The following is a 24,436-nucleotide window of genomic DNA, read 5'->3' on the forward strand; positions in this document are numbered from 1 at the left end:
CATCTCAACGGCGTCGAAATGGTGTCTCGGCAGTCGCCCCCTCACCCGGATTGCCAACCGAATTGCGAAGAGCAATTCGGGGCAATCCGACCTCTCCCCGAGGGGAGAGGAGGTTGCTGACGCCAGCGCCTTCCTCTTCTCCCCCACGGGGAGAAGGTGGCCGCGGAGCGGCCGGATGAAGGGGTGTTGGGACAAGGAACGCAAGCTCAATTCCAAGATGCTGCTGGAACGCCGCCTACTGCGCGGCCTTGATCTCGCTGACGATCTTGGAATAGTCGCGCTGGGCTTCGCCGACGTCACGCAGCTGCTCGAACTTGACGAGATCGGCCACCGGCATCGCCATGTTGGGGAATTTGGCCAGGAAATCCGCCGGCAGGCTTTCCATAGCCGGCTTGTTCGGCACCTTGTAGTCGATGTTCTGCGCCGCCCAGGCGTGGTTCTTGGCGTCGAGCATGAAGTTGATGAACTTGAACGCGTCGTCCTTGTGCTCGGATGCCTTCATCACCACCATCGTGTCGACCCAGAGGTCCGAGCCTTCCTTCGGGATGACGTATTTGATCTCCGGCTTCTCGGCGATGCCGTAATTGCACCAGCCGTCCCAGGCCTGCACCATCAGCGCTTCGCCGGACACCAGCTTGGAATAGAAGGTGGTGTCGTCATAGGCGAGCAGGGTCTTCTTGGCCGAAATCAGCAGGTCCTTGACCTCGGCCATCTTGGCCGGATCGGTCTCGTTGACGGAAAAGCCCTTGTCGAGCTGGCCGGCGGCCAGCAGCCAGCGATCGGTCGCCAGCATGGTGGTCTTGCCCTTCAGCGCGTCGGAAGGCGCGAGCAGGTCGCTCCAGCTCGTCGGCGCCGTCTTGACCAGGTCCGAGCGGTAGCAGAGGCCGGTCGTGCCCCAGGTGTAGGGTACGGAGAAGTTGTTGCCGACATCGTGCGGCAGCTTGGTTGCTTCCGGATAGAGGTTGGCGAGGTTGGGGATCTTGGCGTGGTCCATCGGCTCGGTCAGGCCGAGCTTGTTCAGCACTTCGGCGAAGGGCGAAGAGACGAAGACCACGTCGTAGCCCTTGCCGCCGGCAGCAATCAGCTTGCCCATGATCTCCTCATTGGTGGCGTGCACCACCACTTCGCCGGAGACGCCGGTGGCGGTCTTGAAGGCGGCCATGGCGTCGGGCGCCATGTAGCCGTCCCAGTTGGAGATGACGAGGTCGGCGGCGATTGCCGGCGCCGACAGCGCCAGGGCAAGGCCGAGAGCGATTGAAGAGACCTTGAGCGCACGGCGCCGCGGGCTGGTAGCGGTCATGGCAGACTCCCATTCCGGTTGATCGTCGAATTCTGTGCTGGATCGGGCGCGACCCTTGCCGCTGCCTTCGATCCTGTTCCCTCGGTCTTTTTATCGCCGATTGCGCAGACAGTACTATTGCAGAAAAAAGTACGTCAATCCATAATTTGTCGAGCGACCCAGGAATCTGGGCGACCGAGGAATCTGGCCGATTGCGTCCGCGAGGCCGATCGGTCAAAGCATATCGACCTACGTCCGTCCACCGAGACCACATATGCAAGCCGCAGCCCGACGACCTCGCACCAACCATCTCGACCTGGCGCAGCGCATCCTGGATGTGGCGCGCCAGCGCGGCTTCGAGCCCGGCGCGCGCCTGCCCGAACAGCAGATCGCCTCTTTGTGCAATGTCTCGCGCACGCCGGTGCGGGCCGCACTCAGTCTGCTCGCCGAACGGGGCGTCGTGCGCTGGGAGGCCGATACCGGCTATCATCTGGCCGTCGACCTCGCCGCGCAGCCGGCCATATCGGCCGAGCTTCCCAGCGCGGAGGAGGACGAACTGGCCGAGGCGATCCTGCGCGACCGCTCGGCGCGGCGATTGGATCAGACGGTTACCGCGGCCGGGCTGATGAGGCGGTACAGTGCCGAGCGGAAGACGGTACTAAAAGCGCTTAATAAACTGACCGACGAGAATCTACTGGACCGCGCGCCCGGCCAGTCCTGGCTTTTCCGCCGCACGCCCGACGATCCCGAGGCGCAAGGCGAAAGCTACGAGTTCCGCTTGCTGCTGGAGCCGGCGGCGATCCTGACGCCAGGCTTCCGGCTGGACGGCGCGCGGGCGGCCGCGTTGCGTCAAGGCATGGACGCTTTGTCGGCGCTGCCGGATGCCGCCTTCGACACGCGAGAGTTCCAGCGGCTGGACATGGATTTCCACGGCATGATCGCCGAGGGCTCAGCCAACCGCTTCATCGCCGACGCGCTGGCCGATCATCTCAGGCTGCGCCGGCTGCCGGGCATCTATGCCGGCGTCAACGTCTTCCGGCTGCGGCAATCGCTGCTGGAACATCTGAACATACTCGACCATCTCGAAAGCCGGCAGTATGAGGTGGCTGCCGATCTGCTTCGCATCCACCTGCGGCTCTCCCGCAACCAGCGACCGCAAGCGGCCAGCCGCGGGGCGCCCGCCCTGTTCGGCATGATCAGCCGGCCGGAATGAAGAGGATTAATTGACGCGCAAAGCCAGCCCGACCATCGCGCTGTTTCCCGAAGCCAGCTTCGGCGCCGCGTTGAATTGCGTCGGCATCGCGCAGGCCTTGCGTGCCAGGGGCGCCCGGCCCGTCTTCATCTGCCATGCCGGCTTCTCCGGCGTCTTTGCCGACTACGGCTTCCAGGAATACCAGCTGCCGACCGACGAGCCGCTGAGCGACAGCGAGCGCCAGAGCTACTGGCAGGCCTTCGTGCGCCGGCACCTGCCGCATTTCCGGCTGAGCCCGATCGACCAGCTCGAAACCTATGTCGCGCCGACCTGGCAAGCGATCGTCGACACGGCGGTCAATGCCGAGGCGCCGCTGCGGCAATTGCTGGCGCGGCTGAAGCCCGACGCGGTGGTGCTCGACAATGTCATCATGTTCCCGGCGATCGCCGCCGCCGGCTGTCCTTGGGTGCGGGTCGTCTCCTGCGCCGAGACGGAGCTGCCGGACGCCGAAGTGCCGCCCTACCTTTCAGGGATGGCTGCCGACGATCCGCAACGCGCGGCGTTCGAGGCGCGCTATCTCTCGGCCTCGGCGCCGGTGCATGACCGCTTCAACCGATTTCGAGTGGATGCCGGCCTGCCGCCATTACCCAAGGGCCTGTTCCTGGAAAGCTCGCCCGATCTCAATCTGCTGCTGACGCCGGCGATCGTGCGGCGCGAGCGCGCCGAGCCGCTCGATCCGCAGCGCTTCGTCTATCTCGAAGGCTGCGTGCGCTCGGAAGGGCCGTTCGAGGTGCCGGTGTTTCCGCGCAACAAGGGACCGCTGGTCTATGTCGCCTTCGGCAGTCTCGGGGCCATGGATGTCGGGCTGATCGAGCGCATGCTTGCCGTCTTCGACAGGCTGCCGGCGCGTTTCATCGTCAATGTCGGCGGCCTGCGCGACGCCTATCGCGCGGTGCCGGACAATGTCTATCTCGACGCCTGGTTTCCGCAGCCATCGGTGGTGGCGAAGTCGGACCTGTTCATCCACCATGGCGGCAACAACAGTTTTTGCGAAGCGCTGCGCTTCGGCGTGCCGTCGCTGATCATGCCCTATTGCTGGGACGGTCACGACAATGCGCGTCGCGCAGAAGAGACCGGCACCGGCGACCATATCGGCCGTGACGGCTGGACCGAAGGAGTATTGGAGAGCGCCATTCTCGGCCTGCTGGCCGACGACGCAATGCGCGCCCGCCTCAGGGATAATGCAGCTGAGATGGCGCTGAAACCCGGAACGGACGTGGCCGCGCAAGCCATACTCTCTCTGATACGGACTTGAACGATATGCTCGACAAGAACACCAACACCTCTCTCTCCAGCGGCAACGATCCCAAGGCCTGGCTGGCCCAGCACGGCATCAACGAGGTCGAATGCCTGGTGCCCGACATGAACGGCGTGCTGCGCGGCAAGGCGCTGCCGACGGCGAAATTCCTCAAGGCGCTGGAAGACCGCGCGCTCTATCTGCCGAGCAGCGCTTTTCTCGTCAGCATCGACGGCCGCTATTCCGGCTCGATCGACGAGGGCTTTGCCTATTCCGACCCGGACATGCGCATGGTGCCTGACGTTTCGACGCTGTGCCTGGCACCGGGCGCGGGCGCTGGCAAGGCCTATGTCTTCGCCGACGCCTTCCACATGGACGGCAGGCCGTGGATGGCCTCGCCGCGCCATGTGCTGCGCGCCGTGCTCGATCTCTACCGCCAGCGCGGCTGGCGCGCGGTGGTGGCGCCGGAAGTCGAATTCTACCTCACCGCGCCCAACCCCGATCCGGACAGGCCATTGACCGCGCCGGTCGGCAGCAATGGCCGCGCGGAGACTGTGCAGCATCCCTATGACATGGTGGCACTGGAAGAATTCGAACCGGTGATCCGCCGCGTCTATGATTATGCCGCGGCCGCCGGGCTGCCGCTCGATACGCTGATCCATGAATCGGGCACGGGGCAGCTGGAGATCAATCTCCTGCATGGCGACGCGCTGCCGCTGGCCGACCAGGTGCTTTTGTTCAAGCGGCTGACGCGCCAGGCCGCGCAGCAATGCGGCATGCACGCCACTTTCATGGCCAAGCCGATCGCCGCGCAAGCGGGCAGCTCGATGCACCTGCACATGTCGGTCATCGACGAGGCGGGCAACGCGCTGTTTGCCAGCGACGATGATGCCGACACCGAGATGTTCGGCCATTTCATCGGCGGCCTGCAGACATACGTGCCGGAGATCATGCCGCTGTTCGCGCCCAACGTGAACTCGTTCCGCCGGATCCGGCCGAACCACAGCGCGCCGGCCAACATCGAATGGTCGCACGACAACCGCTCCTGCGGCCTGCGCGTGCCGGCCGGTGGGCGTGCGGCACGGCGCGTGGAGAACCGGCTGCCGGGCGCCGATTCCAATCCCTATCTGGCGATCGCCGGATCGCTGCTTGCCGGCTATCTCGGCGTTGAGCAGAAACTCGCGCGCTCGGCGGAAGCCACGGGCAATGCCTACAAGATCAAGAGCACGCTGCCGAAAACCATGGAGGAGGCGCTCGACCGATTCACCGCCTGCGAGCCGGTGCGCAAACTGCTGGGCGAGGACTTCTTCCAGACCTATCTGCGCGTCAAGAGCGTCGAGCTCGACCTGTTCCAGAGCGTGGTGACGAGCTGGGAACGCGACCATCTGCTGCTGAAGGTGTGATCATGGCATCTTCGACAGGTTTCAACTCCGGTCTCGATATCGGCAAATCCTACTATGTCGCCACCGCCAATCCGGCGCCGGACCATCCGGCGCTGGTGGGAGATGTCGAGGCCGACCTGGTGGTGGTCGGCGGCGGCTGCACAGGCCTGTCGGCCGCCCTTCACGCTGCCGAGCGCGGCCTGAAGGTGGTGCTGCTCGAAGGTGGCAAGATCGGTTGGGGCGCCTCGGGCCGCAATGGCGGCCAGATGATCCCCGGCCTGCGCAAGGGCGCCAAGGGTCTGGTCAAGCTCTACGGGCCGGAGCGGGCGAAGGTGCTGTTCGACCTCGCTTTCGAGGCGCRCGGCCTGGTGCTCGACATCATCGAGCGCCATGCCATCGATTGCGATCTGCGGCTCACCGGCCATCTGGTCGGCGCGGTCAACGGCTCCGACCTCAAGGATTTGGAGGAAGAGTCCAGATGCCTCGAAAGCGCGATGAAATTCCGCGATGTCGAGATCCTCTCAGCGGCGGAGGCGCGGGCCAAGGTCGACACGCCCTATCACGGCGCGATGTATGAGCCGCTCGGCGGCCACATGCACCCGCTGAACTACACGCTCGGCCTTGCCCGCGCGGCAGTCGCCGCCGGCGTCGTCATCCACGAGAATTCGGTGGCGGTGAAGCTGGAGCGCGAGCCTTCGGTCCGCGTCTCGACATCGAAGGGATCGGTGCGAGCCAAACATGTCGTGCTGGCGGGCGATGCGCTGCTCCATGGGCTGGAGCCGCGCGTCAACAGCCGCATCATGCCGGTCGGCAACTACATCGTCGCCACCGAGCCGCTGGAAGGCAATCGCAATGTCATCCCGGCCAATGTCGCGGTGTCGGACACGCGCTTCGTCGTCAACTACTACCGCATGTCGGCGGACGGACGCCTGCTGTTCGGCGGTGGCGAGCGCTACACGCCATCGCCGCCGGCCGACATTGCCGGCTTCGTGCGGCCGCATATGGAAGCCACTTTCCCGCAGCTCAGGGGCTGTCGCATCGATCATGCCTGGGGCGGGCTGGTGTCGGTGACGACATCCAGGCTGCCGCATGTCGGGCACTATGGCGAGGTCTATTTCGCGCATGGCTATTCCGGCAAGGGCGTCATCCTGTCGACGCTGTCGGGCAAGCTGCTGGCGGAAGCGATCACGGGGGATGCTTCACGGCTCGACCTGTTCTCGACGCTGACCCCGCTGCCGTTCCCCGGCGGCACGGCGCTGCGCGGGCCGCTCTATGTGCTGGGGATGCTGTGGTACGCGATGCGGGACCGGATCAAGCATTGAGGGGGTAATTTTCGACGGCAGCGCCGCCCCTCACCTGCCTGCCGGCATCCTCTCCCCGTATAGAGACGGGGAGAGGGGCGCTGCGATCGCTGCTTTCGCCAATCACCAACGTTGCAGAGGAGGTGATGGCGTTGAGGCCAGCCACTTTCTCCCCGTCTCTATACGGGGAGAAATGCCCGGCAGGGCAATGAGGGGCGGCGCAGGCGTGGAAAGTCTCGGGCGATTTGATTAGACGACGAAGAAATCCTCGATCCGCTCCCTTGCCCCAAGCAGCGCCGGCAGGATCTCCCGCTCCATCTCGGCGACGGTAAATCGCGCCGACTGCGTCGAGACATTGATCGCCGCCACCGTGCTGCCAGCGCGGTCGCGGATGGGCACGGCGATGGAACGCAGGCCGAGCTCCAGTTCCTCGTCGACGATGGCAAAGCCGTCGGCCTTCGCCTTGCCGATGGCGCCGGCCAGCAGCCCGATGTCGGTGATCGTCTTCGGCGTCCGTCTCTCGATGGTCGCCTGGTCCAGAAATTTGTCGAGATCCTCAGCCGTTAGGCCGGCGAGCAGCATGCGCCCCATCGAGGTGCAGTAGGCGGGCAGCCTGGTGCCGACATCGAGCGACACGCTGAGGATGCGGCGGCCGGGAATGCGGGCGACATAGACGACATCCTGGCCCGACAGGATCGCCGCCGAGCAGGCCTCGTTCAGTTGTGTCGCGACGGTCCGCATGATCGGCGCGGCGAAGCTCCACAGCGAGCCGCCACCGAGCCAGGTGCGGGCAACGGCCAGCAGGCGCGGCGACAGCGAGAACACACGGCCGTCCTGCGTGGCATAGCCTGATGCGACAAGCGTCAGCAGGAAGCGGCGGGCGCCGGCACGGGTCAGGCCGGCTTCGTCGGCCATCTCGGTCAGCGTCATGCCCTGGGGGTGGCGGGCGAGGATCTCCATCACGGCAAGGCCGCGCTCCAGCGAGCCGACATGGTCACGGGAAGCAGCCTCTTCGTCCATTTCACCTCCGCCAGACGGCATCGTCGCCAGGATTGACTCCGCTCCATACGATAGCTTAGAAAGTATCCCATGTAAAACAAATGTTCGCAATGCGAACTTTCTGAACCCGGAGCCCGATCGATGGTCAAGTTCCTGCCGCTCAAACAGGCCGTGGCCGAGAATTTGAACGATGGTGACTCCGTCGCCTTCGAAGGCTTCACCCATCTGATCCCGACCGCCGCCGCGCATGAGGCGATCCGCCAGGGGTTTCGCGACCTGACCCTGATCCGCATGACGCCGGACCTGATCTACGACCAGATGATCGGCATGGGCATGGCGAAGAAGATCGTCTTCTCCTATGTCGGCAATCCCGGCGTCGGCCTGCTGCGACGCGCCCGCGATTCCATCGAGAACGGTTTTCCCCGGGCGATCGAGGTCGAGGAGCACAGCCATGCCGGTATGGCCAATGCCTATGAGGCGGGCGCGGCCGGACTGCCGTGCGCGGTGTTCCGAGGCTATCGCGGCGCAGGCCTTGCGGCGGTCAATCCCAACATCAAGTCGGTCAAATGTCCGTTCACCGGCGAGGTGCTGGCGGCCGTGCCTTCGATCCGGCCCGATGTCACCTTCATCCACGCGCAGAAGGCCGACAAAAACGGCAATGTGCTTGTCGAGGGCATTATCGGCATCCAGAAGGAGGCCGTGCTGGCGGCCAGGCGCGCCGTGGTGACGGTGGAGGAAGTGGTCGACAATTTCGACGATCTGCATCCCAATCTCACCGTGCTGCCGCGCTGGACGATCGCGGCGATCTCGGTCGTGCCCGGCGGTTCGCACCCGTCCTACGCCCATGGCTACTATGCACGCGACAACGCCGCCTATCTGGAATGGGACGAGATCGCCGCCGACCGCGATAAATTCCAGGCCTGGATGCAGGCGAACGTCATCGAAAAGAGCGCCGACGATTTCGCCGGCCGCGTCGAGCATCTGAGGAAAGCGGCATGAGCGAGCTGGGCTTCACCCCCAACGAAATGATGACGATCGCCGCCAGCCGCGCGCTGCGGAATGACGACGTCTGCTTCGTCGGCATCGGCGCGCCGTCCGCCGCCTGCAACGTGGCGCGGCTGACGCATGCGCCCGATATCACGCTGATCTACGAGAGCGGCACGATCGGCACCGCGCCCGACGTGCTGCCGCTGTCGATCGGCGATGGCGAATTGTGCGAGACCGCCGTCACCACGGTCGCGGTGCCGGAAATGTTCCGCTACTGGCTGCAGGGCGGCCGCATCTCGATCGGCTTCCTCGGCGCGGCACAGCTCGACAAGTTCGGCAACATCAACACCACGGTCATCGGCGACTATCTTCACCCCAAGACCAGACTGCCTGGTGGCGGCGGCGCGCCGGAGATCGCGACCTCGTCGAAGGAGATCTACATCACCATGGCGCAGACCAAGCGCGGCATGGTCGAAAAGATCGACTTCTTCACCTCCTTCGGCCATGGCGAGGGCGGCGATCACCGCAAGCGGCTTGGGATAGACACGGCCGGGCCCACGCTGCTGATCACCGATCTCGCCATCTGGAAGCCGGATCCGCTGACCAAGGAATTCACGGTCGTGTCGCTGCATCCCGGCGTCACCCGCCAGCAGGTGCAGGACAGCTGTGGCTGGGTGGTTAAGTTCGCCGAGGCGCTTGACGAAACACCGGCGCCAAGCGAACTCGAACTCAACACATTGCGCGACCTGCAGGCCCGCACCAAGGCGGCGCATGAGGGAACCGGAAAAGCAAAGGCTGCATGACATGGCCGAGGCCTATATCTGCGACTATATCCGCACGCCGATCGGCCGCTTCGGCGGTTCGCTGTCTTCGGTGCGCGCGGACGATCTCGGCGCCATCCCGCTGAAGGCGCTGATCGAGCGCAATGCCGGCATCGACTGGCAGGCGGTGGACGACGTCGTCTATGGCTGCGCCAACCAGGCCGGCGAGGACAACCGCAACGTGGCGCGCATGGCGCTGCTGCTGGCCGGCCTGCCGAAGGAAATCCCGGGCTCGACCGTCAACCGCCTGTGCGGCTCGGGCATGGATGCGCTGACTATCGCAGCTAGAGCCATCAAGGCCGGCGAGGCCGAGTTGATGATCGCCGGCGGCGTCGAATCGATGAGCCGGGCGCCCTTCGTCATGCCCAAGGCCGACACGGCGTTTTCGCGCAATGCCGAGATTTACGACACCACCATCGGCTGGCGCTTCGTCAATCCGCTGATGAAGAAGCAGTATGGCGTCGATTCGATGCCCGAGACCGGCGAGAACGTGGCAGAAGAATTCGCCGTCACCCGCGCGGCCCAGGACGCCTTTGCCGTGCGCAGCCAGGACAAGGCGGTCGCGGCGCAGGCAAATGGAAGGCTGGCCAAGGAAATCACTGAAGTGACCATCCCGCAGCGCAAGGGCGACGCGGTGGTTGTCTCGAAGGACGAGCATCCCCGCGCCGGCACCACCGTCGAGGCGCTGGCCAAGCTGCCGACGCCGTTCCGCCAGGGCGGCACGGTGACCGCTGGCAACGCGTCCGGCGTCAATGACGGCGCGGCTGCGCTGATCGTTGCCTCGGAAGCGGCGGTGAAGACATACGGACTGACGCCGATCGCCCGCATTCTCGGCGGGGCCGCCGCCGGTGTTGCGCCGCGCATCATGGGCATCGGGCCGGCGCCGGCGACGCAGAAACTGTGCGCGCGGCTGGGCCTGACGCCGCAACAATTCGATGTCATCGAGCTCAACGAAGCCTTTGCCTCGCAAGGCATCGCCGTGTTGCGTGAGCTCGGCATTGCCGAGGATGCCGAGCACGTCAACCCGAATGGCGGCGCCATCGCGCTCGGCCATCCCCTGGGCATGTCGGGCGCACGCATCTCCGGCACGGCGGCGTTGGAGCTTCGCGAACGCGGCTGCCGTTATGCGCTGGCCACCATGTGCATCGGCGTCGGCCAGGGCATCGCCATCGCGCTTGAGCGGGCCTGATTGCGCGACCTCTTGACTTGCTGACAACATGGTCAGATTCGGCGCGTCGCCAAATTTGACCATGTGGACAAAAGTCCGGACCCGTTCCATAGTTCCCCGTCTGATTTTTAGAACGGCCGGCTCGACACGGCTGTCGAACAGAGGGGAATGCAATGGAAAACCGGAAGAACAAATTTTCGTCGACACCCGAAGGTCTTTCGCGGCGCAACGTGCTGGAGCTCGGCGCGCTTGGCCTGGCGGCGGCCATGCTGCCGAATGCGGCCTTCGCCAAGGACAAGAAGCTGAAAGTGGCGGCGATCTTCGCCACGCCGATCGAGGAGCCGTGGGACAACCAGATCCATGTCGCCCTGCAGAAGGCGGAGAAGGAACTCGGCATCGAATACAAATGGTCGGAGAAGGTGCAGACCGCCGACTTCAGCCGCGTCATGCGCGAATATGCGCAAGGCGGCTACCAGCTGGTGCTGGGCGATGCCTTCGCCGCCGAGCGTGAATCGCGCCGCACCGCAAAACAGTTCCCGAAGACGGCCTGGTTGTTCGGTTCGGGTGCCGGTCCGGCTGAACCCAATTTCGGTGTCTTCGACAACTGGATCCACGAGCCCGCCTATCTCTCCGGCATGATCGCCGGCAAGATGTCGAAGTCCGGCACGGTCGGCGCCGTGGCGGCGATGGGCATTCCGGAAGTGAACCGGCTGGTCAACGCCTTCTTTGCCGGCGCCAAGGAGGTCAATCCGAACGTCAAGAAGAAGGTCGCCTTCATCGGCTCGTTCTTCGATCCGCCCAAGGCCAAGGAAGCCGCGGTGGCGCAGATCGACGCCGGTGTCGATGTCATCTACGCCGAGCGCTTCGGCGTCATCGAGGCGGCGGTCGAGAAGAAGATCCTCGCCATCTCCAACATGTCGGACCAGTCGAGCCTCGGCCCCGACACCGTCATCACCGGCCCGGTCTGGGACATGTACCCGACGGTCGAACAGGCGATCAAACTGGTCAAGGCCGGCGTCTACACCGCACAGGACTACGGCGATTTCTCGCGCATGGCCAAGGGCGGCTCCTATCTCGCCCCCTACCACAAGTTCGACAAGACGCTGCCGGCGGACGTCAAGGATCTGGTCGAGAAGAAGAAGGCCGAGATTCTGGAAGGCAATTTCCGGGTGGATGTGGACGAGAACACGCCGGTTTCGGATTGAGTTCTTTACCCTCCCCCCTTGTGGGGAGGGTCGATCCGCGAAGCGGATCGGGGTGGTGGGCTTCGGCGCCGCACCCCCACCCAGTCTCGCGATCTTCGCTTCGCTGCGATCGTGAGCCGACCCTCCCCACGAGGGGGAGGGTGAAGAGCTGCTTCAACGCCACCTCTCAACGGGAAATACCCCCTTGCCGACGCCCGCCCCCCTCATCGAAATGCGCGGCATCACCAAGAGCTTCGGCGCCGTCAAGGCGAACGAGGCTGTCGACCTGAGCGTGGCTCCGGGCGAGATCCTCGGCCTGCTGGGCGAGAACGGCGCCGGCAAGACGACGCTGATGAACGTGCTGTTCGGCGCCTACGCGCCGGACGCCGGCGAAATCCTCATCCAGGGGCAGCCGGTGCGGATCACCAGTTCGGCCGATGCGCTGGCCGCCGGCATCGGCATGGTGCATCAGCATTTTCATCTGGCCCCAAGGCTGACCGTACTGGAGAACCTCTTGATCGGCATTCCCGGCAAGGGCGGGCGGATCGACCGTGCCGGCGGGCTTGCACGGCTGGCCGAAATCGGCCGCCAGCACGGGCTGACGCTCGACCCCGACCTGCCGGTTTCGGCGCTGTCGGTCGGCGAACAGCAGCGGCTCGAAATCGTCAAGGCGCTGTTTCGAGGCGCCAGGCTCCTGATCCTCGATGAGCCGACGGCGGTGCTCGCGCCAAGCGAGGTCGACGGGCTGTTCTCGGCGCTGCGCTCGATGGCGGCGCAGGGCCTGGGAATCATCTTCATCTCGCACAAGCTCAACGAGGTGCGAGCGCTGACCCATCGCTGCACGGTGCTGCGGCATGGCCGCGTCGCCGGGCGTGTCGACGATCCGGCCAACACGACATCCGCCGCAATGGCGCAGCTGATGTGCGGGCATGAGATCGTGCCGCCGGCCAGAGGGCCATCGACGCCCGGTGCCGATGTGCTGACGCTCGATGGCATTTCGACCTCGAAGCATGCGGGCACGATGTTGCGCGACGTCTCGCTTGCCGTCCGCGCCGGCGAAATTCTCGGCATTGCCGGCGTGTCGGGCAATGGCCAGCGGGCGCTGGCGGAAGTGATTTCAGGCGTGCGTGCGCCCGATGCCGGCCGGATGACGATCGCGGGCCAGATGGTCACACGGTTTTCGCCGCGCGAGGTGCAGGCGCTCGGCCTCGGCCGCATCCCGGAGGACCGCATGACGACGGGTCTGGTGACCAATTTGCCGCTTGCCGATTCCATGGTGCTGCCGCGCATCGGCACCGCAGCCTTTTCAGCCAAGGGCCTGCTCAAACCCGACGCCATCCGCGCCTTCGCCGAAGAGCAGATCAAGGCCTACGACATCAGGTGTCCCGGACCGATGACCCGCGCCGGGGCGCTGTCCGGCGGCAATCTGCAGAAGGCGCTTTTGGCGCGCGAACTCGCCTTCGACCCGAAGGTTTTGATCGTCTCGCAGCTGACACGCGGCCTCGACATCGGTGCGGCCCGCTTCATCCACGAAAAGTTCCTCGACATGCGCGCCAAGGGCTGCGGCATCATCGTCATCGGCGAGGATCTGGAAGAGCTGCTGGTGCTCTGCGACCGCATCGCGGTGATGTATGAGGGCCGCATCGTCGGCACGCTCGACAGCGCCGATGCGACCATCGCGCGGCTCGGCCTGCTGATGACCGGAGCGGAGGGCCACAGCTGATGTTTCGCCTGGAAGTCCGCACCTCGACGCCGACCTGGTTCAATCTGGCGCTGCCGTTGGTGGCGATCGCGGCGACTCTTCTCCTGTGCAGCGGCCTGATCGCGCTGGCCGGTGCGGGCGTGCTCGAATCCTACGGCGTGATGTTCACAGCTTCGCTCGGCGACAGCTACGCCATCACAGAAACGCTGGTGCGCGCCGCACCGATGATATTCACGGGGCTCGCGGTCGCCGTCGCCTTCCGGGCCAAGTTCTGGAATATCGGCGCCGAGGGGCAATTGCTGGCCGGCGCGGTGGCGAGCTGCTTTGTCGGCGGCATCCCGATGCCGGGAGCGCTCGCCATATTGTTTATGGCCGTGGCGGGCGCCGCTGCCGGAGCCGTGGTCGCGCTGGTGCCGGCGACGCTGCGGGTCAAATTCAAGGTCGACGATGTCGTCAGTTCGCTGCTGCTCAACTCGGTCATTTACTATGCGCTGATGGCGCTGATCGAGGGGCCGTGGAAGGACAGTTTCAGCGGCTATCCGATCTCGCCGCCGATCGAGGATTCGGCCAATTTCCCGGTGCTGATCGAAGGCACGCGGCTGCATCTCGGCGTCGTCGTGGCGCTGATCGCCGCACCGTTGATCTGGTTCCTGATTGCGCGCACGACGCTTGGTTTCCGCATCAGGGTCACCGGCGAGAACCCGGAAGCCGCCCGCTACGGCGGCATCCATGTCGAGCGGGTGCTGCTCTCGACCGCGCTGTTGTCAGGCGCGCTGGCGGGGCTGGCGGGTGTCGGCGAGGTCGGTGGCGTGCATTTCCAGGTGATGAGCGACATTTCACCGGGCTACGGCTACTCCGGCATCGTCGTCGCCATGCTGGCGCGGCTCAATCCGCTGGGCGTCGTGCCGGCGGCGATCTTCCTCGCCGCCGTGATGACCGGCGCGGAGGCGATGTCGCGGGCGACCGGCGTGCCGGCGTTCCTCAGCGACGTGATCCAGGGCACCGCTTTGCTTGCCATGCTGGTGGCGCTGCTGTTCACCGCCTATCGCATTCGCCGTGTGGGGGCTGCCCGATGAGCGTGGTGCTGGAACAGATCTTCCAGGTCGGCTTCCTGGCCGCCATCATCCGCATCGCCACGCCGCTGGCCTTCGCCACGCTCGGCGAGATGTTCTCCGAGCGGGCCGGCGTGCTCAATCTCGGCATCGAAGGCATCATGCTGCTCTGCGCCATGACCGGTTTCACCGCCACCAGCCTCAGCGGCAGCCTGTGGCTCGGCGTGCTGGTGGCGGTGCTGACCGGCATGCTGATGGGCGCGCTGCATGCGCTGTTCACGGTGGGGCTGGGCTTGAGCCAGCATGTCTGCGGCATTGGCGTCACGCTGTTCTCGTCGGGGCTCGCCTATTTCCTCTACCGGCTGATCTTCGGCCAGCAGTCGGTGCCGCCAAGCATCAAGGGTTTTCAGACGCTGCCGATACCCGTCCTGTCCGACATTCCGGTGCTGGGGCCGGCGGTGTTCAACCAGTTCGCGCTGGTCTACATGGCGATCCTGGCCATACCGCTCGCCGCCTTCGTGCTCTACCGCACGCCCTGGGGCCTGTCGGTGCGCATGGTCGGCGAAAACCCGCGCGCGGCGGACTCCGCCGGCGTCAGTGTCATTGCCACGCGTTTCCAGGCCGTCATTCTCGGCGGCGCGCTGATGGGGCTGGCCGGCGCCTTCCTGTCGATGGCGCAGTTCAACGCCTTCACCTTCGGCGTCGTCTCCGGACGCGGCTGGGTGGCGATCGCGCTGGTCGTGTTCGGCCGCTGGGATCCGTGGCGTTCGGCGGGTGCCGCACTGCTGTTCGCCTTCGTCGATGCGCTGCAGCTGCGCATGCAGGCGAGCGGGCTCGGGCATATCCCCTACGAAGCGTTCCTGATGCTGCCGTTCATCTTCACCATCGTTGCCATGGCGGTGATGTCGCGCAACGCGGTGGCGCCCTCGGCGCTGTTGAAGCCGTTTCGACGGGAGGAGCGGTAGGGCTTGCGGCTCATCCGGCGAGACCTTCAGCGTTCGCGCTGCCCCTCATTGCCCTGCCGGGCATTTCTCCCCGTATAGTGACGGGGAGAAAGGTCGCTGCCGTCGACGGTTTCGCCAGTTTTCAGCGTTGCAGATTGGGCGCCGGCGTTGCGGCCAGCCATCTTCTCCCCGTTCACGGAGAGAAGATGCCGGCAGGCAGATGAGGGGCAGCGCCAACCTCAACGGAAAGCCTCACATCGCGGTAAAACCATTGTCCACGAACAGATGGGCGCCGTTGACGAAGCTGGCCTCGTCGCTGGCGAGATACAGCGCTGCCTTTGCCACCTCTTCCGGCTCGCCGATGCGGCCCTGCTGTGCCGCAAGCGCCGCATCGGAAACGTCGACGCCAAGCTTGCCGAGGTCGGCGACCTCGCGCAGGCCGTGGGGCGTCCTGATGAAGCCCGGACAGACGGCGTTGCAGCGTATGTTGCGGTCGCGGAACTCCACCGCGATGGCGCGGGCGAACATGTGGCAGGCGCCCTTGGTGGTGTCGTAGAGCACCTCGTTCGGTGTCGCCGCCACCGCCGAGATCGACGAGGTGCAGACGATCGAGCCGCCGCCGGCCGCGATCATGCCGGGCAGCACGGCGCGCGTCATCAGGAACATCGAGCGCACATTGACGGCGTGCAGCCAATCCCACTCCTGCACGGTCGTCTCCAGGAACGGCTTTATCACGATGGTGCCGGCATGGTTGAACAGCACCGTGACCGGGCCGAGTTTTTCGGTCGCGCCCTTCACCGCCGCTTCGACCTGCGCCTCGTCGGAGACGTCGGCGACAAAATGCTCGGCGACATGGCCGCGCGCGCGGATCGCTGCGGCCGTTGCGGCGGCCGCCTCGCCATTGCGGTCGATGATCGCGACCTTGGCGCCTTCGGCCGCGAAGAGTTCCGAGGCAGCCCCGCCCATTCCCGTCGCGCCGCCCGAGATGATGGCGACCTTGCCGGCCAGTCTTTCGCCCATTTTTGTTCCCCTGTTCATCCCAGTTCGCGTTTGCTTGTCGGGCGATGCTACAGCGCCCGCACCACGCGGCCAATGGACGAATTGGGTGCAGCGGGAACAAGGACATAGGTCAATTCACCGGCGTCTGGAGCGACGCTCATGCCGCGCCGATCGATCGCGCAGACAAGCGATCCCAGCAATTCATAACCAACTTGAGCCATGAAATGAGAAAATTATTCTCCCTATCGCTCAAAAATAGCAATCGATAAAGTCTACAAGTTTTATAGATTAACCGGCGAGACGGAGGTCGATATGTCCTATATCCAGAACGCTCAGACTGACAGCAACGGCCAGAGGCTGGCCAATGCCCAGACCTTTCGCCCGGCCTATGCCGGAGCTTTCGCCTATCTCGTCTTTGCCCTTGCGTTCGTGTTCACCGGGGCCGTCGTTCTGGGCCTCATTCCCTAAGGCACAAGATCGACAGGGCTAGTTCCCCGTCTTCAGGCAATCGGAGTTGAATGAACCGGATCCCGGCGCGTTTGCGCGCGGCCGTGGTTCGCATTTCAGCGCATCCATGATTCCAGCGATGGAGGAGATGACAATGCCGATCGAATTCACCCATGTCCCCGGCAAGACCGCCGCCGTACCCTTTTTCTATGACTTTGCCGAGACGGCGACCAAGCTCGGGCTGATCGAGGATGGCGGCTTCCGGAAGATCGTCGTCGACGATTCGGCCGGGCTGCTGACCAATATGGATCTTGCCGCCCAGGTGCTCGACCGCACCGCCTCGCTCGAGGTCGTGCTGACCCATTGGGCGGGTGTCGTCGAGCCGACCGTGGCGGCGCGCCAATTGGCATCGATCGACCGAAAAAGCGGCGGACGGTTGGCGCTCAGGATGATCAGCGAGCCGTTGAATGATGACGATGCCGATTCACGGCCGGTGGGGCACAGCGTCATCTGGCAGCGCATGGATGAATATCTCGTGCTTTTGAAGCGGCTATGGTCGAACGAGCGGCCCTTCGACCATGAAGGCGCTTTCTACAGCATCAAGGGCGGCTATGTGCCGCGCAAAGGCCCGCACGGCGCCGACCTGACCCTCCGCATGGGTGGGCAATCCGGAACCGCGCTGAAAGTGGCGGGCCGGCATGCCGATGTCTTCGAACTTGCGCCCGGCTCGATCGATGATATCAGGCAATTGATGGAGCGGGTGCGTGGCGCCGCGGCCGAACATGGCCGGGCCGGCAAGCTGCGCTTCGCGCTTCCGGTCAGGATTCACCAGGGCGCTTCCGCCACCGGCCACAAGGCGGTCGACCTGTCCGGGCCGCCGGCCCAGGTCGCTTTGTCGCTGCTTGCCTATGCCGGGCTCGGGATCGATGAATTCATGTTCGTCGGCGTCGACACGCCGCGCGAGATCGCGACGGTCGGCCGTGAAACGATCGCGCTGTTGCGCAACTCGCTGGCACGCCGCGAGCATGATGCTTTTCAGCCGGGGGCCTATGCGCCTCGCACCGGGCTGGAGACGCGGGCAGCGGGCTGAAGGCCCTTCAATTGTCTGCGTGAGGCCTGTCGCCAAGCCGCGACAGGCCGTCGATGACGGCGGCTGAATCGGCCAGGACGCCGAAGACGCCGTCCTCGACCGTCACCATGTGCAGGGCCGCCTCGTGTGCTCTCTGGTCGCCGCTGGCGCAGGCGTCCGGGATTGTCAGGCACTGAAAGTTGCGGTCGCAGGCCTCGCGCAGCGTGGTGTGGACGCAGACGTCGGTCGTGCATCCGGAAAACATCAGATGCGTGATGCCTTGCGCGCGCAGCACAAGCTCGAAATCCGTATAGGTGAAGGCGCTGTTGCAGGTCTTGTCGACAATGATGTCCTGCGGCGCGACATCGACCTCCGGAACGATCTGGAACCCAGCGCCCGAGCGCAACAGGACGTCGGTTCCGTCGAGCCCGGAGCGCTTGCGGCGCCATTTCTCATAGGGCGTCATGTCGGCCATGTCGGCGCGATAGCCTTGCCTGGTGTGGATGACCATGACGCCGGCTTTGCGCGCGGCTGAGATAAGCCGGTTCACCGTGGGCAGGATCGCCCGCAGCGGAGAGGGGTCGTAACCCTTCTTGGCGAAATAGCCCGTGGTCGACAGGAAATCCTGCTGCAGGTCGATGACGACAAGTGCCGTGTTTTCGGCCACCAGCCTGCCATCATAGGGATAGTCGAACGGCGTTGCCTTGATCATCCGAAGGTGTCTCCTTGACGGTCGTGAAAGCCATCCTGACTGGCGAAATTCAAGTCGTCCACTCAGGTCGCCGCCCTGACGCGAAGAAGCAGGATGCTGGGGCGGTCGTGCTGCCGCCGGCGTATGTCATCGGCGGTCACGACCAATTGTTGACTGTTGCAGTCATCTTCAATGTTGACTAGTAATGTCATGTTTCATAGTCAACCCGGACATCGGACTGCCGAAACCAGAAATGGGAAATCGGCGGCCGCATTGGAGAAAGCCGTGACCGTGGCTGGAGTTGAGACTGCCTTTCACATCGACGCTGTGCGCTTTGCCGTCGGCGAGCGGACGCTGCTCGGTCCGGTCTCGCTCGAATTGCAGCGCGCGCGCGTCTATGGGCTGATCGGCCACAACGGTTCGGGCAAATCGACGCTGATCAAGCTTTTGGCGCGCCAGCAGCAGGCGAGCTCGGGCGCCATCACCTTCGCCAGGCGGCCGTTGCCGCAGTGGGGCGCCCGTGAGCTCGCCCGTGCGCTTGCCTATCTGCCGCAGACGACGCCGGCGGCGACGGGCCTTACGGTGCGCGAACTGGCGACGCTCGGCCGGTATCCCTGGCATGGCGCGCTCGGCCGCTTCAGCGCGCAGGACAGGCGCCATGTCGAGGAGGCGCTGGTGCTGACCGACATGGGAGGCTTCGCCGACCGCCTGGCCGATGAACTATCCGGCGGCGAGCGCCAGCGCGCCTGGCTCGCCATGCTGGTGGCGCAGAATGCCGGCGTCATGCTGCTCGACGAGCCGATCTCGGCGCTCGACATAGCCCATCAAGTGGAGGTGCTGGGGCTGGTCAGGGAGCTCAGCCGCAAACGCGATCTCTGCGTCGTCGTGGTGCTGCACGATCCCAACATGGCGGCGCGCTATTGCGACGAGCTGATCGCGTTGAAGGACGGCAAGCTGCTGACGCGCGGCACGCCAGGCGAAATCATGCGCGGCGACGTGCTCAAAGGCATTTTCGGCGTCGAGATGGGCGTGTTCGCGCACCCAGTCACCGGCCAGCCCGTCGGCTACGTGCAGTGATGCGATTTGATGCGGTGGCAGAATAGGAAGCGGCTGCCGCTGTGAGAACAAGGAAGAAGCTGTTGTCTAGAACCAGTTTGTTGGCGGCGTTGGTCGCTTCGGTGATCCTGGCAGGCGGCAACGCTACAGCGCAGGAGCAACCGGCCGGCGCCCCTGCCACGCCGGCTGTGGCGGCGCCCTCTGTTCCAGCCGCGCCGGCGCCCATCGTAGCGGCGCCTGCAATACCAACGCCCACCCCACCAGCACCGGCCGCGGCAGCGCCAGCGGGGGCGATGGAACCGAACCTGCCGCACGATCTGTCGCCATGGGGCATGTTCATGGCGGCCGACATCATCGTGAAGGCCGTGATGATCGGACTGGCCTTTGCCTCGCTCGTCACCTGGACGATATGGCTGGCCAAATCGCTGGAGATTTTCGGCGGTAAGCTGCGCATCCGCCATGCCGTCCGCGCGATCGGCGATGCCCCAACCTTGAAGCAGGCCAGCCGCACGCTCGACCGCAGCGGCGGTCCGGGCGCGCTGCTGGTGCGGGCGGCGGAAGAAGAGACCGCGCTCTCGGCCGGCGCGCTCGACCACGCCGGCGGCGACGGGCTGAAGGAAAGGGTCGCCTCGCGCCTGTCGCGCATCGAAGCGGCGGCGTCGCGGCGCATGTCGCGCGGCACCGGCGTGCTGGCGACGATCGGTTCCACAGCACCTTTCGTCGGCCTGTTCGGCACCGTCTGGGGCATCATGAACGCCTTCATCGGCATTTCGCAGGCGCAGACCACCAATCTCGCCGTGGTCGCGCCGGGCATCGCCGAGGCGCTGCTGGCCACGGCGATGGGCCTCGTCGCGGCGATACCGGCCGTCGTCATCTACAACGTCTTCGCCCGCTCGATAGCCGGCTACCGGCAGATCCTCGCGGACGCCTCGGCGGGCGTGGAGAGGCTGGTCAGCCGCGACCTGGACTTCCGCACGGTCGCGCCGGCGACGGCGCTGGCGGCGGAGTAGCGACGCCATGGGAAGCCGAATCCGTCAGAGCATGGACGACGATCTCGAGGAGAGCCACGAGATCAACGTCACGCCCTTCATCGACGTCATCCTGGTGCTGCTGATCATCTTCATGGTCGCGGCACCGCTGGCGACGGTGGACGTCAATGTCGATTTGCCGGGCTCGACCGCGACGCCCGCTCCCCGGCCCGAAACGCCGCTGTTCCTGACCCTGAAGGATGATCTCACGCTGGCGATCGGCAACGACACCGTGCCGCGCCCGGCCTTTGCGGCGACGCTGGAAGCCAAGACCAGGGGCGACAAGCAGACACGCATCTTCCTGCGCGCCGACAAGGCGGTCGCCTATGGCGACCTGATGGAGGCGATGAACCTGCTGCGCGGCGCGGGCTATCTGAAGATCGCCCTTGTCGGGCTGGAGACGGCGCCCACTGCCGACGCCTCGGCACCCGCTCCAGCGGGACCGGCCGCGCCATGACACGGGCCGCCGCCTTGCCCACGGTACAGCTGTCGCGCTTCGGCTGGCGCGATCTCGGCTTGTGGACAGGTGCGGCAGCCTTCGTGCTCGGCGCTCATGTCGCGGTCGCCTATGCCGTGCAGAGCATCAGTCCGATCGAGATGGATGGCGGGCCGGCGCCCGCCCCGGTGATCGAAATGGCGCCGATGGTGGTGATGCCGGCCGTGCCTGAACAGGCCGCGATGCTCGATGCGGCGGTGCCTGACCAGGCCGAGCCTGTCGAAGAGACCGAAAAGGTCGCGAAAGCCGAGCCGGAGAAGGTGACCGAACAGGCCGAGCCGACCGTCGAGCATGCGGAAACGGTGCCGCCCGACGAGGCCGTGCCGACCGAGACAGCCGAGGCCGAACCGGTCGATCAGCCGCCGCCGGATGAGGTCATTCCCGACGTCGTCGAGGCGGTGAAGCCAGAGGTCGTCGTTCCGCTGCCGCAGCCCAAGCCGGTCGAGGAGCCCAGGGAAAAGAAGCCGGTCCAGGCCAAGGCGAAGAAGCCGGTCGAGAAGCCCAGGCCGCGGCCAAGGAAGGAAAAGGCCGAGCCGGTAAAGAGCATTGCCACCGCCAGCGCGCAGACAAAGCCGGCGGTCAGGGCGGCCGCGCCGAAATCGGCGGCAGGCGTTTCAGGAATAAGCCCCGCCAAGTGGGAATCCCGGCTGGCGGCATGGATCAATCGGCACAAGCGTTATCCGAGTGCTGCGAAATCCAGGCGCGCGCAGGGAAATGTCAACGTGACCTTCACTGTGGACGTGTCCGGCCGGGTGACGTCGGCCCGCGTGGCCCGTTCTTCGGGCGATCCCGACCTCGACCGCGCCGCGCTCGCCGTGCTGCAGGGCGCGACGGTGCCGGCGCCGCCGCCGGAACTCGGCGCGCGCGTCAGCCGCACGGCGCCGTTCGTGTTCAATTTGCGCGACTGAACACGGGATGCGGCTCGATCGGACGCTGGTGTGCCTTCGATCAATGGCTCATCGACTGGCACAGCGCTTCGACCTCTTCCAGGTAGAAGCGGCATTTCGTGCGCAAAGTCCTGAGGTTCGGATCGTCGGCGCCGTTGATTTGGATGGTCTGCATCATGAAGTCGAAATGGGCGTGAAAGGCGTCCGCCGCGCCCCACAGGCTGTCGGCCTGCCAGGTGTCGGTCATCGCCATGGAAATCAATTGCCGGGCCTCCGCGCGTGCGGCATCCGGCGATGCCGGCCGGCCGGCGATCAGGGTGTGGAGCCGGCCGAAGACGCTCTCCCTGGCGTCGGCGCTTCTGATGGGTGCGATCATGTTCATTGGCGGGTCCCCCTCGAATCTCTAATGCATTAAGTCCATTTGCGGGCTGCGGGCGATCAGGGCGGGGATCGCGACGGCGTCGGATGGCCGGCACCTGTTGGCAAGCTCCGCGTCGGCCTGCTCGAACCAGTAGACCATGTCGGGGCGGTCAAGCTCGGCCGCGGCCCTTTTCAGGAGCGGCAGCAGGCTTTGCAGCGCACACAGTGTCTCCCACCGGCTCGGCACAGAGCCCGCCGGCGCGCACAAGGCTGACGGTTGCATCCGCTACGCTCTCCTTGGCTGAGCGTGGTTGTCCTTCGGCTTGGGATGCATCGGGTTGCCGCTGAGCTGCGCATGCCTTGCCGGCCGTGCGCCGCGCAGGACATCGAAGGCTTCGGCATAGGCCATGCCGAGCAGGTAGGAGATCATGGGAAAACGGCTTGCTTCGGCCATCTGCACGAGCTCATTGGTCATCGTCGCGATATATTGAAGGCTATCGATCTCTGATTGACGTAGGGACTGATTTGCCACGAGCTTCTCCTGTCAATTGGTTGAACTCAGGGAACGCGTACTGGCTACAACGGACATACTGAGACGGCTAATTAATCGACTGGCCCGCCGAATGCGGGCTTCGCTCCGGGATCGAGAGGGTCAACGCATAGATGGGTGCATCGGTGAGGCGGTCGAGGCCGAGAAGACGCTTGATCGCCGAATGGCTGAGCGCTGCCGTGGGGCAAGCCGACAAACCATGTCTGGTCGCCGCCAGCATCATGTTCTGGCCGATATGGCCGGCCTCGATCAGCACGACGCGATAGGCGTTGGCATCCTCATATTTCCACATGGTGCGGTCGAGCCGGGCGCAAAGCAGGATCAGGCAAGGCATGGCATCGGCCCATTCCTGCCCGCCGACCAGTTCGGAGATCTTCGGCAGATGGTTGGCCGAGATCCTGCCGAGGTCGTGATCGGCGGCGGAATAGTGATAGACGCCGGGCTCCAGGCCCTCGACGCCAAGCGCAACCACATAGGCCTCGTAGGGGTTGCGTGCGCCGCCCGAAGGGGTCATGCCCAGCGGCAGGGCGCCGACGCAGTTGCTGGTCTCGCCGGTGATGCCCATGCCCGCGAACAGGCAGTCGGCGAGCTGCTGCGCGGTGATGGTTGGCGCGGCCGCGGTGCGGTTGGTGCGGCGCCGCGCCATCAGCGTCAGAAGCTCGTTGTCGTCGAGTGCGTTCGGCAACTGAATGGCGCCGGCGGCATTCCTGAGCAGGAGGTCGGGCTGCGCGACATGGCCGGCGCGTTCGATCTGGCGTGCCTCGGCCTGTTCAATGGTGATGAACTCCGAGTCCTGGACGCAGAAGTGCATCAGCGCGGTCGGGATGCCCCAGTTCCACTGTCCGGAGAATTTCGTTTCCTGCTCGTCCAGTGGCGAGCCGGCGGTGACAAGGGCCGAAAAATCCAGCAATTGCGGGACGACAGCGTTGAGTTCGGACTTCGACCATCCATGGGCGCGGGCGATTTCCGCCGTTGAGGCCCATTCGCCCCAGGATGCAAGAAGGCCGATCACCTCCGGGCTGCATTCGAAGACGCTTCTGGTCAGGAAATTGCAGGCCGTGACCTTGTTGGTCCCGGGATAGAAGACAAGCGTTTTTGAAGAGCGCATTTTCATGATGCTGAATGCCGTTCTGCGAATGTGAGGCGCCGACAGGCGAACAGCCCGTCGGCGCCGAACGGGTTCAGCGCTTGTTGTAGTGCATGCCCTGCGAGAAGAAGACGGTCTGCGTGCCTGCAGCGACCGTCAGCTTCGGGGCATTGTCCACTTTCTTGGCCATTTTCGTCCCTTTCCCGACCCCCAATGGGATCTGTTGAAAGATCCCCACAGCGGGATCCGCATGAAGAAAGGTAAGGTCGAAAGAGTTAATGGTTTGTTAAAATTGTAGTAAAGCCAACGTGGTCTAAAATATCTTTCTTGGCGGTAAAGTCTAAAATATCGATTTTGCTCAAATATGGAGTAGGCAATCGCTAACATACGCTTTTTCGGGATATTCTTATTCTTATTTAGCGTAAGCGAGCGGCCAAAGCATGCCGCCCAAAGGGGCC

Annotated in this window: 27 protein-coding genes; 18 read left to right on the top strand and 9 right to left on the bottom strand. The window is 64.9% G+C overall.

Annotation, left to right across the window (positions count from 1 at the left end; genetic code table 11):
• Positions 1 to 235: 235 nt before the first annotated feature.
• The gene (locus AC1DPX_RS06075; protein ID WP_477235239.1) at positions 236 to 1,300 is read right to left on the bottom strand and encodes a polyamine ABC transporter substrate-binding protein; all 1,065 of its coding nucleotides are present in this window, start codon (positions 1,298 to 1,300) and stop codon (positions 236 to 238) included.
• 253 nt (positions 1,301 to 1,553) lie between these two features.
• On the opposite strand from AC1DPX_RS06075, the gene AC1DPX_RS06080 reads away from it, so the two are divergent.
• The 4 genes from AC1DPX_RS06080 to AC1DPX_RS06095 are packed head-to-tail and all read left to right on the top strand — an operon-like array spanning position 1,554 to position 6,472.
• The gene (locus AC1DPX_RS06080; protein WP_202357277.1) at positions 1,554 to 2,492 is read left to right on the top strand and encodes a GntR family transcriptional regulator; all 939 of its coding nucleotides are present in this window, start codon (positions 1,554 to 1,556) and stop codon (positions 2,490 to 2,492) included.
• A 10-nt stretch (positions 2,493 to 2,502) separates the two neighbouring features.
• Positions 2,503 to 3,786 carry a glycosyltransferase gene (locus tag AC1DPX_RS06085; RefSeq protein ID WP_477235241.1) on the top strand — a complete coding sequence of 428 codons (1,284 nt, stop codon included), beginning with the start codon at positions 2,503 to 2,505 and terminating at the stop codon, positions 3,784 to 3,786.
• A gap of 5 nt (positions 3,787 to 3,791) precedes the next feature.
• The gene (locus tag AC1DPX_RS06090; protein ID WP_477235762.1) at positions 3,792 to 5,171 is read left to right on the top strand and encodes a glutamine synthetase family protein; all 1,380 of its coding nucleotides are present in this window, start codon (positions 3,792 to 3,794) and stop codon (positions 5,169 to 5,171) included.
• A gap of 2 nt (positions 5,172 to 5,173) precedes the next feature.
• On the top strand, positions 5,174 to 6,472 hold the full coding sequence (locus tag AC1DPX_RS06095; protein ID WP_477235243.1) for an NAD(P)/FAD-dependent oxidoreductase: 1,299 nt from the start codon (positions 5,174 to 5,176) through the stop codon (positions 6,470 to 6,472).
• Between the two features lie 228 nt (positions 6,473 to 6,700).
• Here the strand turns inward: AC1DPX_RS06095 and AC1DPX_RS06100 are convergent, their stop codons facing one another.
• Positions 6,701 to 7,471 (bottom strand): IclR family transcriptional regulator, encoded by a 771-nt coding sequence (locus AC1DPX_RS06100; protein WP_202357281.1) that lies wholly within the window; start codon positions 7,469 to 7,471, stop codon positions 6,701 to 6,703.
• A gap of 120 nt (positions 7,472 to 7,591) precedes the next feature.
• Here AC1DPX_RS06100 and AC1DPX_RS06105 point away from each other — a divergent pair, with 120 nt between their 5' ends.
• From AC1DPX_RS06105 to AC1DPX_RS06135, 7 genes are all read left to right on the top strand, one after another.
• The gene (locus AC1DPX_RS06105; protein ID WP_202357282.1) at positions 7,592 to 8,449 is read left to right on the top strand and encodes a CoA transferase subunit A; all 858 of its coding nucleotides are present in this window, start codon (positions 7,592 to 7,594) and stop codon (positions 8,447 to 8,449) included.
• Positions 8,446 to 9,240, top strand: a complete 795-nt coding sequence (locus AC1DPX_RS06110; RefSeq protein ID WP_202357283.1) for a CoA-transferase subunit beta — start codon at positions 8,446 to 8,448, stop codon at positions 9,238 to 9,240. The genes AC1DPX_RS06105 and AC1DPX_RS06110 overlap by 4 nt, the downstream gene beginning before the upstream one ends.
• Before the next feature lies 1 nt (position 9,241).
• Positions 9,242 to 10,447 (top strand): 3-oxoadipyl-CoA thiolase, encoded by a 1,206-nt coding sequence (gene pcaF / locus AC1DPX_RS06115; RefSeq protein ID WP_477235763.1) that lies wholly within the window; start codon positions 9,242 to 9,244, stop codon positions 10,445 to 10,447.
• Between the two features lie 152 nt (positions 10,448 to 10,599).
• The gene (locus AC1DPX_RS06120; protein ID WP_202357284.1) at positions 10,600 to 11,631 is read left to right on the top strand and encodes a BMP family protein; all 1,032 of its coding nucleotides are present in this window, start codon (positions 10,600 to 10,602) and stop codon (positions 11,629 to 11,631) included.
• 211 nt (positions 11,632 to 11,842) lie between these two features.
• Positions 11,843 to 13,333: an ABC transporter ATP-binding protein gene (locus AC1DPX_RS06125; protein ID WP_477235765.1), complete on the top strand. Its 1,491-nt coding sequence runs from the start codon at positions 11,843 to 11,845 to the stop codon at positions 13,331 to 13,333.
• On the top strand, positions 13,333 to 14,388 hold the full coding sequence (locus AC1DPX_RS06130) for an ABC transporter permease (RefSeq protein WP_477235245.1): 1,056 nt from the start codon (positions 13,333 to 13,335) through the stop codon (positions 14,386 to 14,388). The genes AC1DPX_RS06125 and AC1DPX_RS06130 overlap by 1 nt, the downstream gene beginning before the upstream one ends.
• Positions 14,385 to 15,329 (top strand): ABC transporter permease, encoded by a 945-nt coding sequence (locus tag AC1DPX_RS06135; protein WP_477235247.1) that lies wholly within the window; start codon positions 14,385 to 14,387, stop codon positions 15,327 to 15,329. Before AC1DPX_RS06130 ends, AC1DPX_RS06135 begins: the two co-directional genes overlap by 4 nt.
• A 231-nt stretch (positions 15,330 to 15,560) precedes the next feature.
• Here AC1DPX_RS06135 and AC1DPX_RS06140 read toward each other — a convergent pair whose 3' ends face one another.
• On the bottom strand, positions 15,561 to 16,328 hold the full coding sequence (locus AC1DPX_RS06140; protein ID WP_202357287.1) for an SDR family NAD(P)-dependent oxidoreductase: 768 nt from the start codon (positions 16,326 to 16,328) through the stop codon (positions 15,561 to 15,563).
• A 47-nt stretch (positions 16,329 to 16,375) separates the two neighbouring features.
• Positions 16,376 to 16,528 (bottom strand): hypothetical protein, encoded by a 153-nt coding sequence (locus tag AC1DPX_RS06145; protein ID WP_477235249.1) that lies wholly within the window; start codon positions 16,526 to 16,528, stop codon positions 16,376 to 16,378.
• 91 nt (positions 16,529 to 16,619) lie between these two features.
• Between AC1DPX_RS06145 and AC1DPX_RS06150 the strand changes: the two genes are divergently transcribed.
• Together AC1DPX_RS06150 and AC1DPX_RS06155 are read left to right on the top strand one after the other, a co-directional pair.
• Complete coding sequence (locus tag AC1DPX_RS06150) at positions 16,620 to 16,775, top strand: hypothetical protein (RefSeq protein ID WP_269904759.1); 156 nt, start codon at positions 16,620 to 16,622, stop codon at positions 16,773 to 16,775.
• A 133-nt stretch (positions 16,776 to 16,908) separates the two neighbouring features.
• Positions 16,909 to 17,844, top strand: coding sequence for an LLM class flavin-dependent oxidoreductase (locus AC1DPX_RS06155; protein ID WP_477235251.1), 936 nt, complete (start codon positions 16,909 to 16,911; stop codon positions 17,842 to 17,844).
• Positions 17,845 to 17,851: 7 nt separating this feature from the next.
• Here the strand turns inward: AC1DPX_RS06155 and AC1DPX_RS06160 are convergent, their stop codons facing one another.
• Positions 17,852 to 18,535, bottom strand: a complete 684-nt coding sequence (locus AC1DPX_RS06160) for a cysteine hydrolase family protein (protein ID WP_477235253.1) — start codon at positions 18,533 to 18,535, stop codon at positions 17,852 to 17,854.
• 14 nt (positions 18,536 to 18,549) lie between these two features.
• Here AC1DPX_RS06160 and AC1DPX_RS06165 point away from each other — a divergent pair, with 14 nt between their 5' ends.
• The 5 genes from AC1DPX_RS06165 (at position 18,550) to AC1DPX_RS06185 (ending at position 22,002) form a co-directional block, all read left to right on the top strand.
• Positions 18,550 to 18,717: a hypothetical protein gene (locus AC1DPX_RS06165; protein WP_477235255.1), complete on the top strand. Its 168-nt coding sequence runs from the start codon at positions 18,550 to 18,552 to the stop codon at positions 18,715 to 18,717.
• Positions 18,718 to 18,805: 88 nt separating this feature from the next.
• Complete coding sequence (locus AC1DPX_RS06170; RefSeq protein ID WP_477235767.1) at positions 18,806 to 19,591, top strand: ATP-binding cassette domain-containing protein; 786 nt, start codon at positions 18,806 to 18,808, stop codon at positions 19,589 to 19,591.
• A gap of 62 nt (positions 19,592 to 19,653) precedes the next feature.
• Complete coding sequence (gene exbB / locus AC1DPX_RS06175) at positions 19,654 to 20,580, top strand: tonB-system energizer ExbB (RefSeq protein WP_477235257.1); 927 nt, start codon at positions 19,654 to 19,656, stop codon at positions 20,578 to 20,580.
• A gap of 7 nt (positions 20,581 to 20,587) precedes the next feature.
• The gene (gene exbD, locus AC1DPX_RS06180) at positions 20,588 to 21,055 is read left to right on the top strand and encodes a TonB system transport protein ExbD (RefSeq protein WP_477235259.1); all 468 of its coding nucleotides are present in this window, start codon (positions 20,588 to 20,590) and stop codon (positions 21,053 to 21,055) included.
• Positions 21,052 to 22,002: a TonB family protein gene (locus tag AC1DPX_RS06185; RefSeq protein ID WP_477235261.1), complete on the top strand. Its 951-nt coding sequence runs from the start codon at positions 21,052 to 21,054 to the stop codon at positions 22,000 to 22,002. The genes exbD and AC1DPX_RS06185 overlap by 4 nt, the downstream gene beginning before the upstream one ends.
• A gap of 40 nt (positions 22,003 to 22,042) precedes the next feature.
• Here AC1DPX_RS06185 and AC1DPX_RS06190 read toward each other — a convergent pair whose 3' ends face one another.
• The 4 genes from AC1DPX_RS06190 to AC1DPX_RS06205 form a co-directional block, all read right to left on the bottom strand.
• Positions 22,043 to 22,363, bottom strand: a complete 321-nt coding sequence (locus tag AC1DPX_RS06190; RefSeq protein ID WP_477235262.1) for a hypothetical protein — start codon at positions 22,361 to 22,363, stop codon at positions 22,043 to 22,045.
• 21 nt (positions 22,364 to 22,384) lie between these two features.
• Positions 22,385 to 22,624, bottom strand: coding sequence for a hypothetical protein (locus AC1DPX_RS06195; RefSeq protein WP_477235264.1), 240 nt, complete (start codon positions 22,622 to 22,624; stop codon positions 22,385 to 22,387).
• A gap of 3 nt (positions 22,625 to 22,627) precedes the next feature.
• Positions 22,628 to 22,873: a hypothetical protein gene (locus tag AC1DPX_RS06200; RefSeq protein WP_202357298.1), complete on the bottom strand. Its 246-nt coding sequence runs from the start codon at positions 22,871 to 22,873 to the stop codon at positions 22,628 to 22,630.
• A gap of 67 nt (positions 22,874 to 22,940) precedes the next feature.
• Positions 22,941 to 23,999 carry a SagB/ThcOx family dehydrogenase gene (locus AC1DPX_RS06205; RefSeq protein ID WP_477235265.1) on the bottom strand — a complete coding sequence of 353 codons (1,059 nt, stop codon included), beginning with the start codon at positions 23,997 to 23,999 and terminating at the stop codon, positions 22,941 to 22,943.
• Positions 24,000 to 24,436: the final 437 nt, after the last annotated feature.

This window comes from Mesorhizobium sp. 01N446 (assembly GCF_056399285.1).

Bases quoted from the DNA above. Each gene is read 5' to 3' on its own strand.
- AC1DPX_RS06155 (WP_477235251.1), top strand. From the start codon at position 16,909: ATGCCGATCGAATTCACCCATGTCCCCGGCAAGACCGCCGCCGTACCC.
- AC1DPX_RS06075 (WP_477235239.1), bottom strand. From the start codon at position 1,300: ATGACCGCTACCAGCCCGCGGCGCCGTGCGCTCAAGGTCTCTTCAATC.
- AC1DPX_RS06130 (WP_477235245.1), top strand. From the start codon at position 13,333: ATGTTTCGCCTGGAAGTCCGCACCTCGACGCCGACCTGGTTCAATCTG.
- AC1DPX_RS06150 (WP_269904759.1), top strand. From the start codon at position 16,620: ATGTCCTATATCCAGAACGCTCAGACTGACAGCAACGGCCAGAGGCTG.
- AC1DPX_RS06160 (WP_477235253.1), bottom strand. From the start codon at position 18,535: ATGATCAAGGCAACGCCGTTCGACTATCCCTATGATGGCAGGCTGGTG.
- AC1DPX_RS06100 (WP_202357281.1), bottom strand. From the start codon at position 7,471: ATGGACGAAGAGGCTGCTTCCCGTGACCATGTCGGCTCGCTGGAGCGC.
- AC1DPX_RS06190 (WP_477235262.1), bottom strand. From the start codon at position 22,363: ATGAACATGATCGCACCCATCAGAAGCGCCGACGCCAGGGAGAGCGTC.
- AC1DPX_RS06105 (WP_202357282.1), top strand. From the start codon at position 7,592: ATGGTCAAGTTCCTGCCGCTCAAACAGGCCGTGGCCGAGAATTTGAAC.
- AC1DPX_RS06135 (WP_477235247.1), top strand. From the start codon at position 14,385: ATGAGCGTGGTGCTGGAACAGATCTTCCAGGTCGGCTTCCTGGCCGCC.
- AC1DPX_RS06125 (WP_477235765.1), top strand. From the start codon at position 11,843: ATGCGCGGCATCACCAAGAGCTTCGGCGCCGTCAAGGCGAACGAGGCT.
- AC1DPX_RS06205 (WP_477235265.1), bottom strand. From the start codon at position 23,999: ATGCGCTCTTCAAAAACGCTTGTCTTCTATCCCGGGACCAACAAGGTC.
- AC1DPX_RS06110 (WP_202357283.1), top strand. From the start codon at position 8,446: ATGAGCGAGCTGGGCTTCACCCCCAACGAAATGATGACGATCGCCGCC.
- AC1DPX_RS06140 (WP_202357287.1), bottom strand. From the start codon at position 16,328: ATGGGCGAAAGACTGGCCGGCAAGGTCGCCATCATCTCGGGCGGCGCG.
- pcaF (WP_477235763.1), top strand. From the start codon at position 9,242: ATGGCCGAGGCCTATATCTGCGACTATATCCGCACGCCGATCGGCCGC.
- exbD (WP_477235259.1), top strand. From the start codon at position 20,588: ATGGGAAGCCGAATCCGTCAGAGCATGGACGACGATCTCGAGGAGAGC.
- AC1DPX_RS06145 (WP_477235249.1), bottom strand. From the start codon at position 16,528: ATGGCTCAAGTTGGTTATGAATTGCTGGGATCGCTTGTCTGCGCGATC.
- AC1DPX_RS06195 (WP_477235264.1), bottom strand. From the start codon at position 22,624: ATGCAACCGTCAGCCTTGTGCGCGCCGGCGGGCTCTGTGCCGAGCCGG.
- AC1DPX_RS06090 (WP_477235762.1), top strand. From the start codon at position 3,792: ATGCTCGACAAGAACACCAACACCTCTCTCTCCAGCGGCAACGATCCC.
- AC1DPX_RS06080 (WP_202357277.1), top strand. From the start codon at position 1,554: ATGCAAGCCGCAGCCCGACGACCTCGCACCAACCATCTCGACCTGGCG.
- AC1DPX_RS06185 (WP_477235261.1), top strand. From the start codon at position 21,052: ATGACACGGGCCGCCGCCTTGCCCACGGTACAGCTGTCGCGCTTCGGC.
- AC1DPX_RS06120 (WP_202357284.1), top strand. From the start codon at position 10,600: ATGGAAAACCGGAAGAACAAATTTTCGTCGACACCCGAAGGTCTTTCG.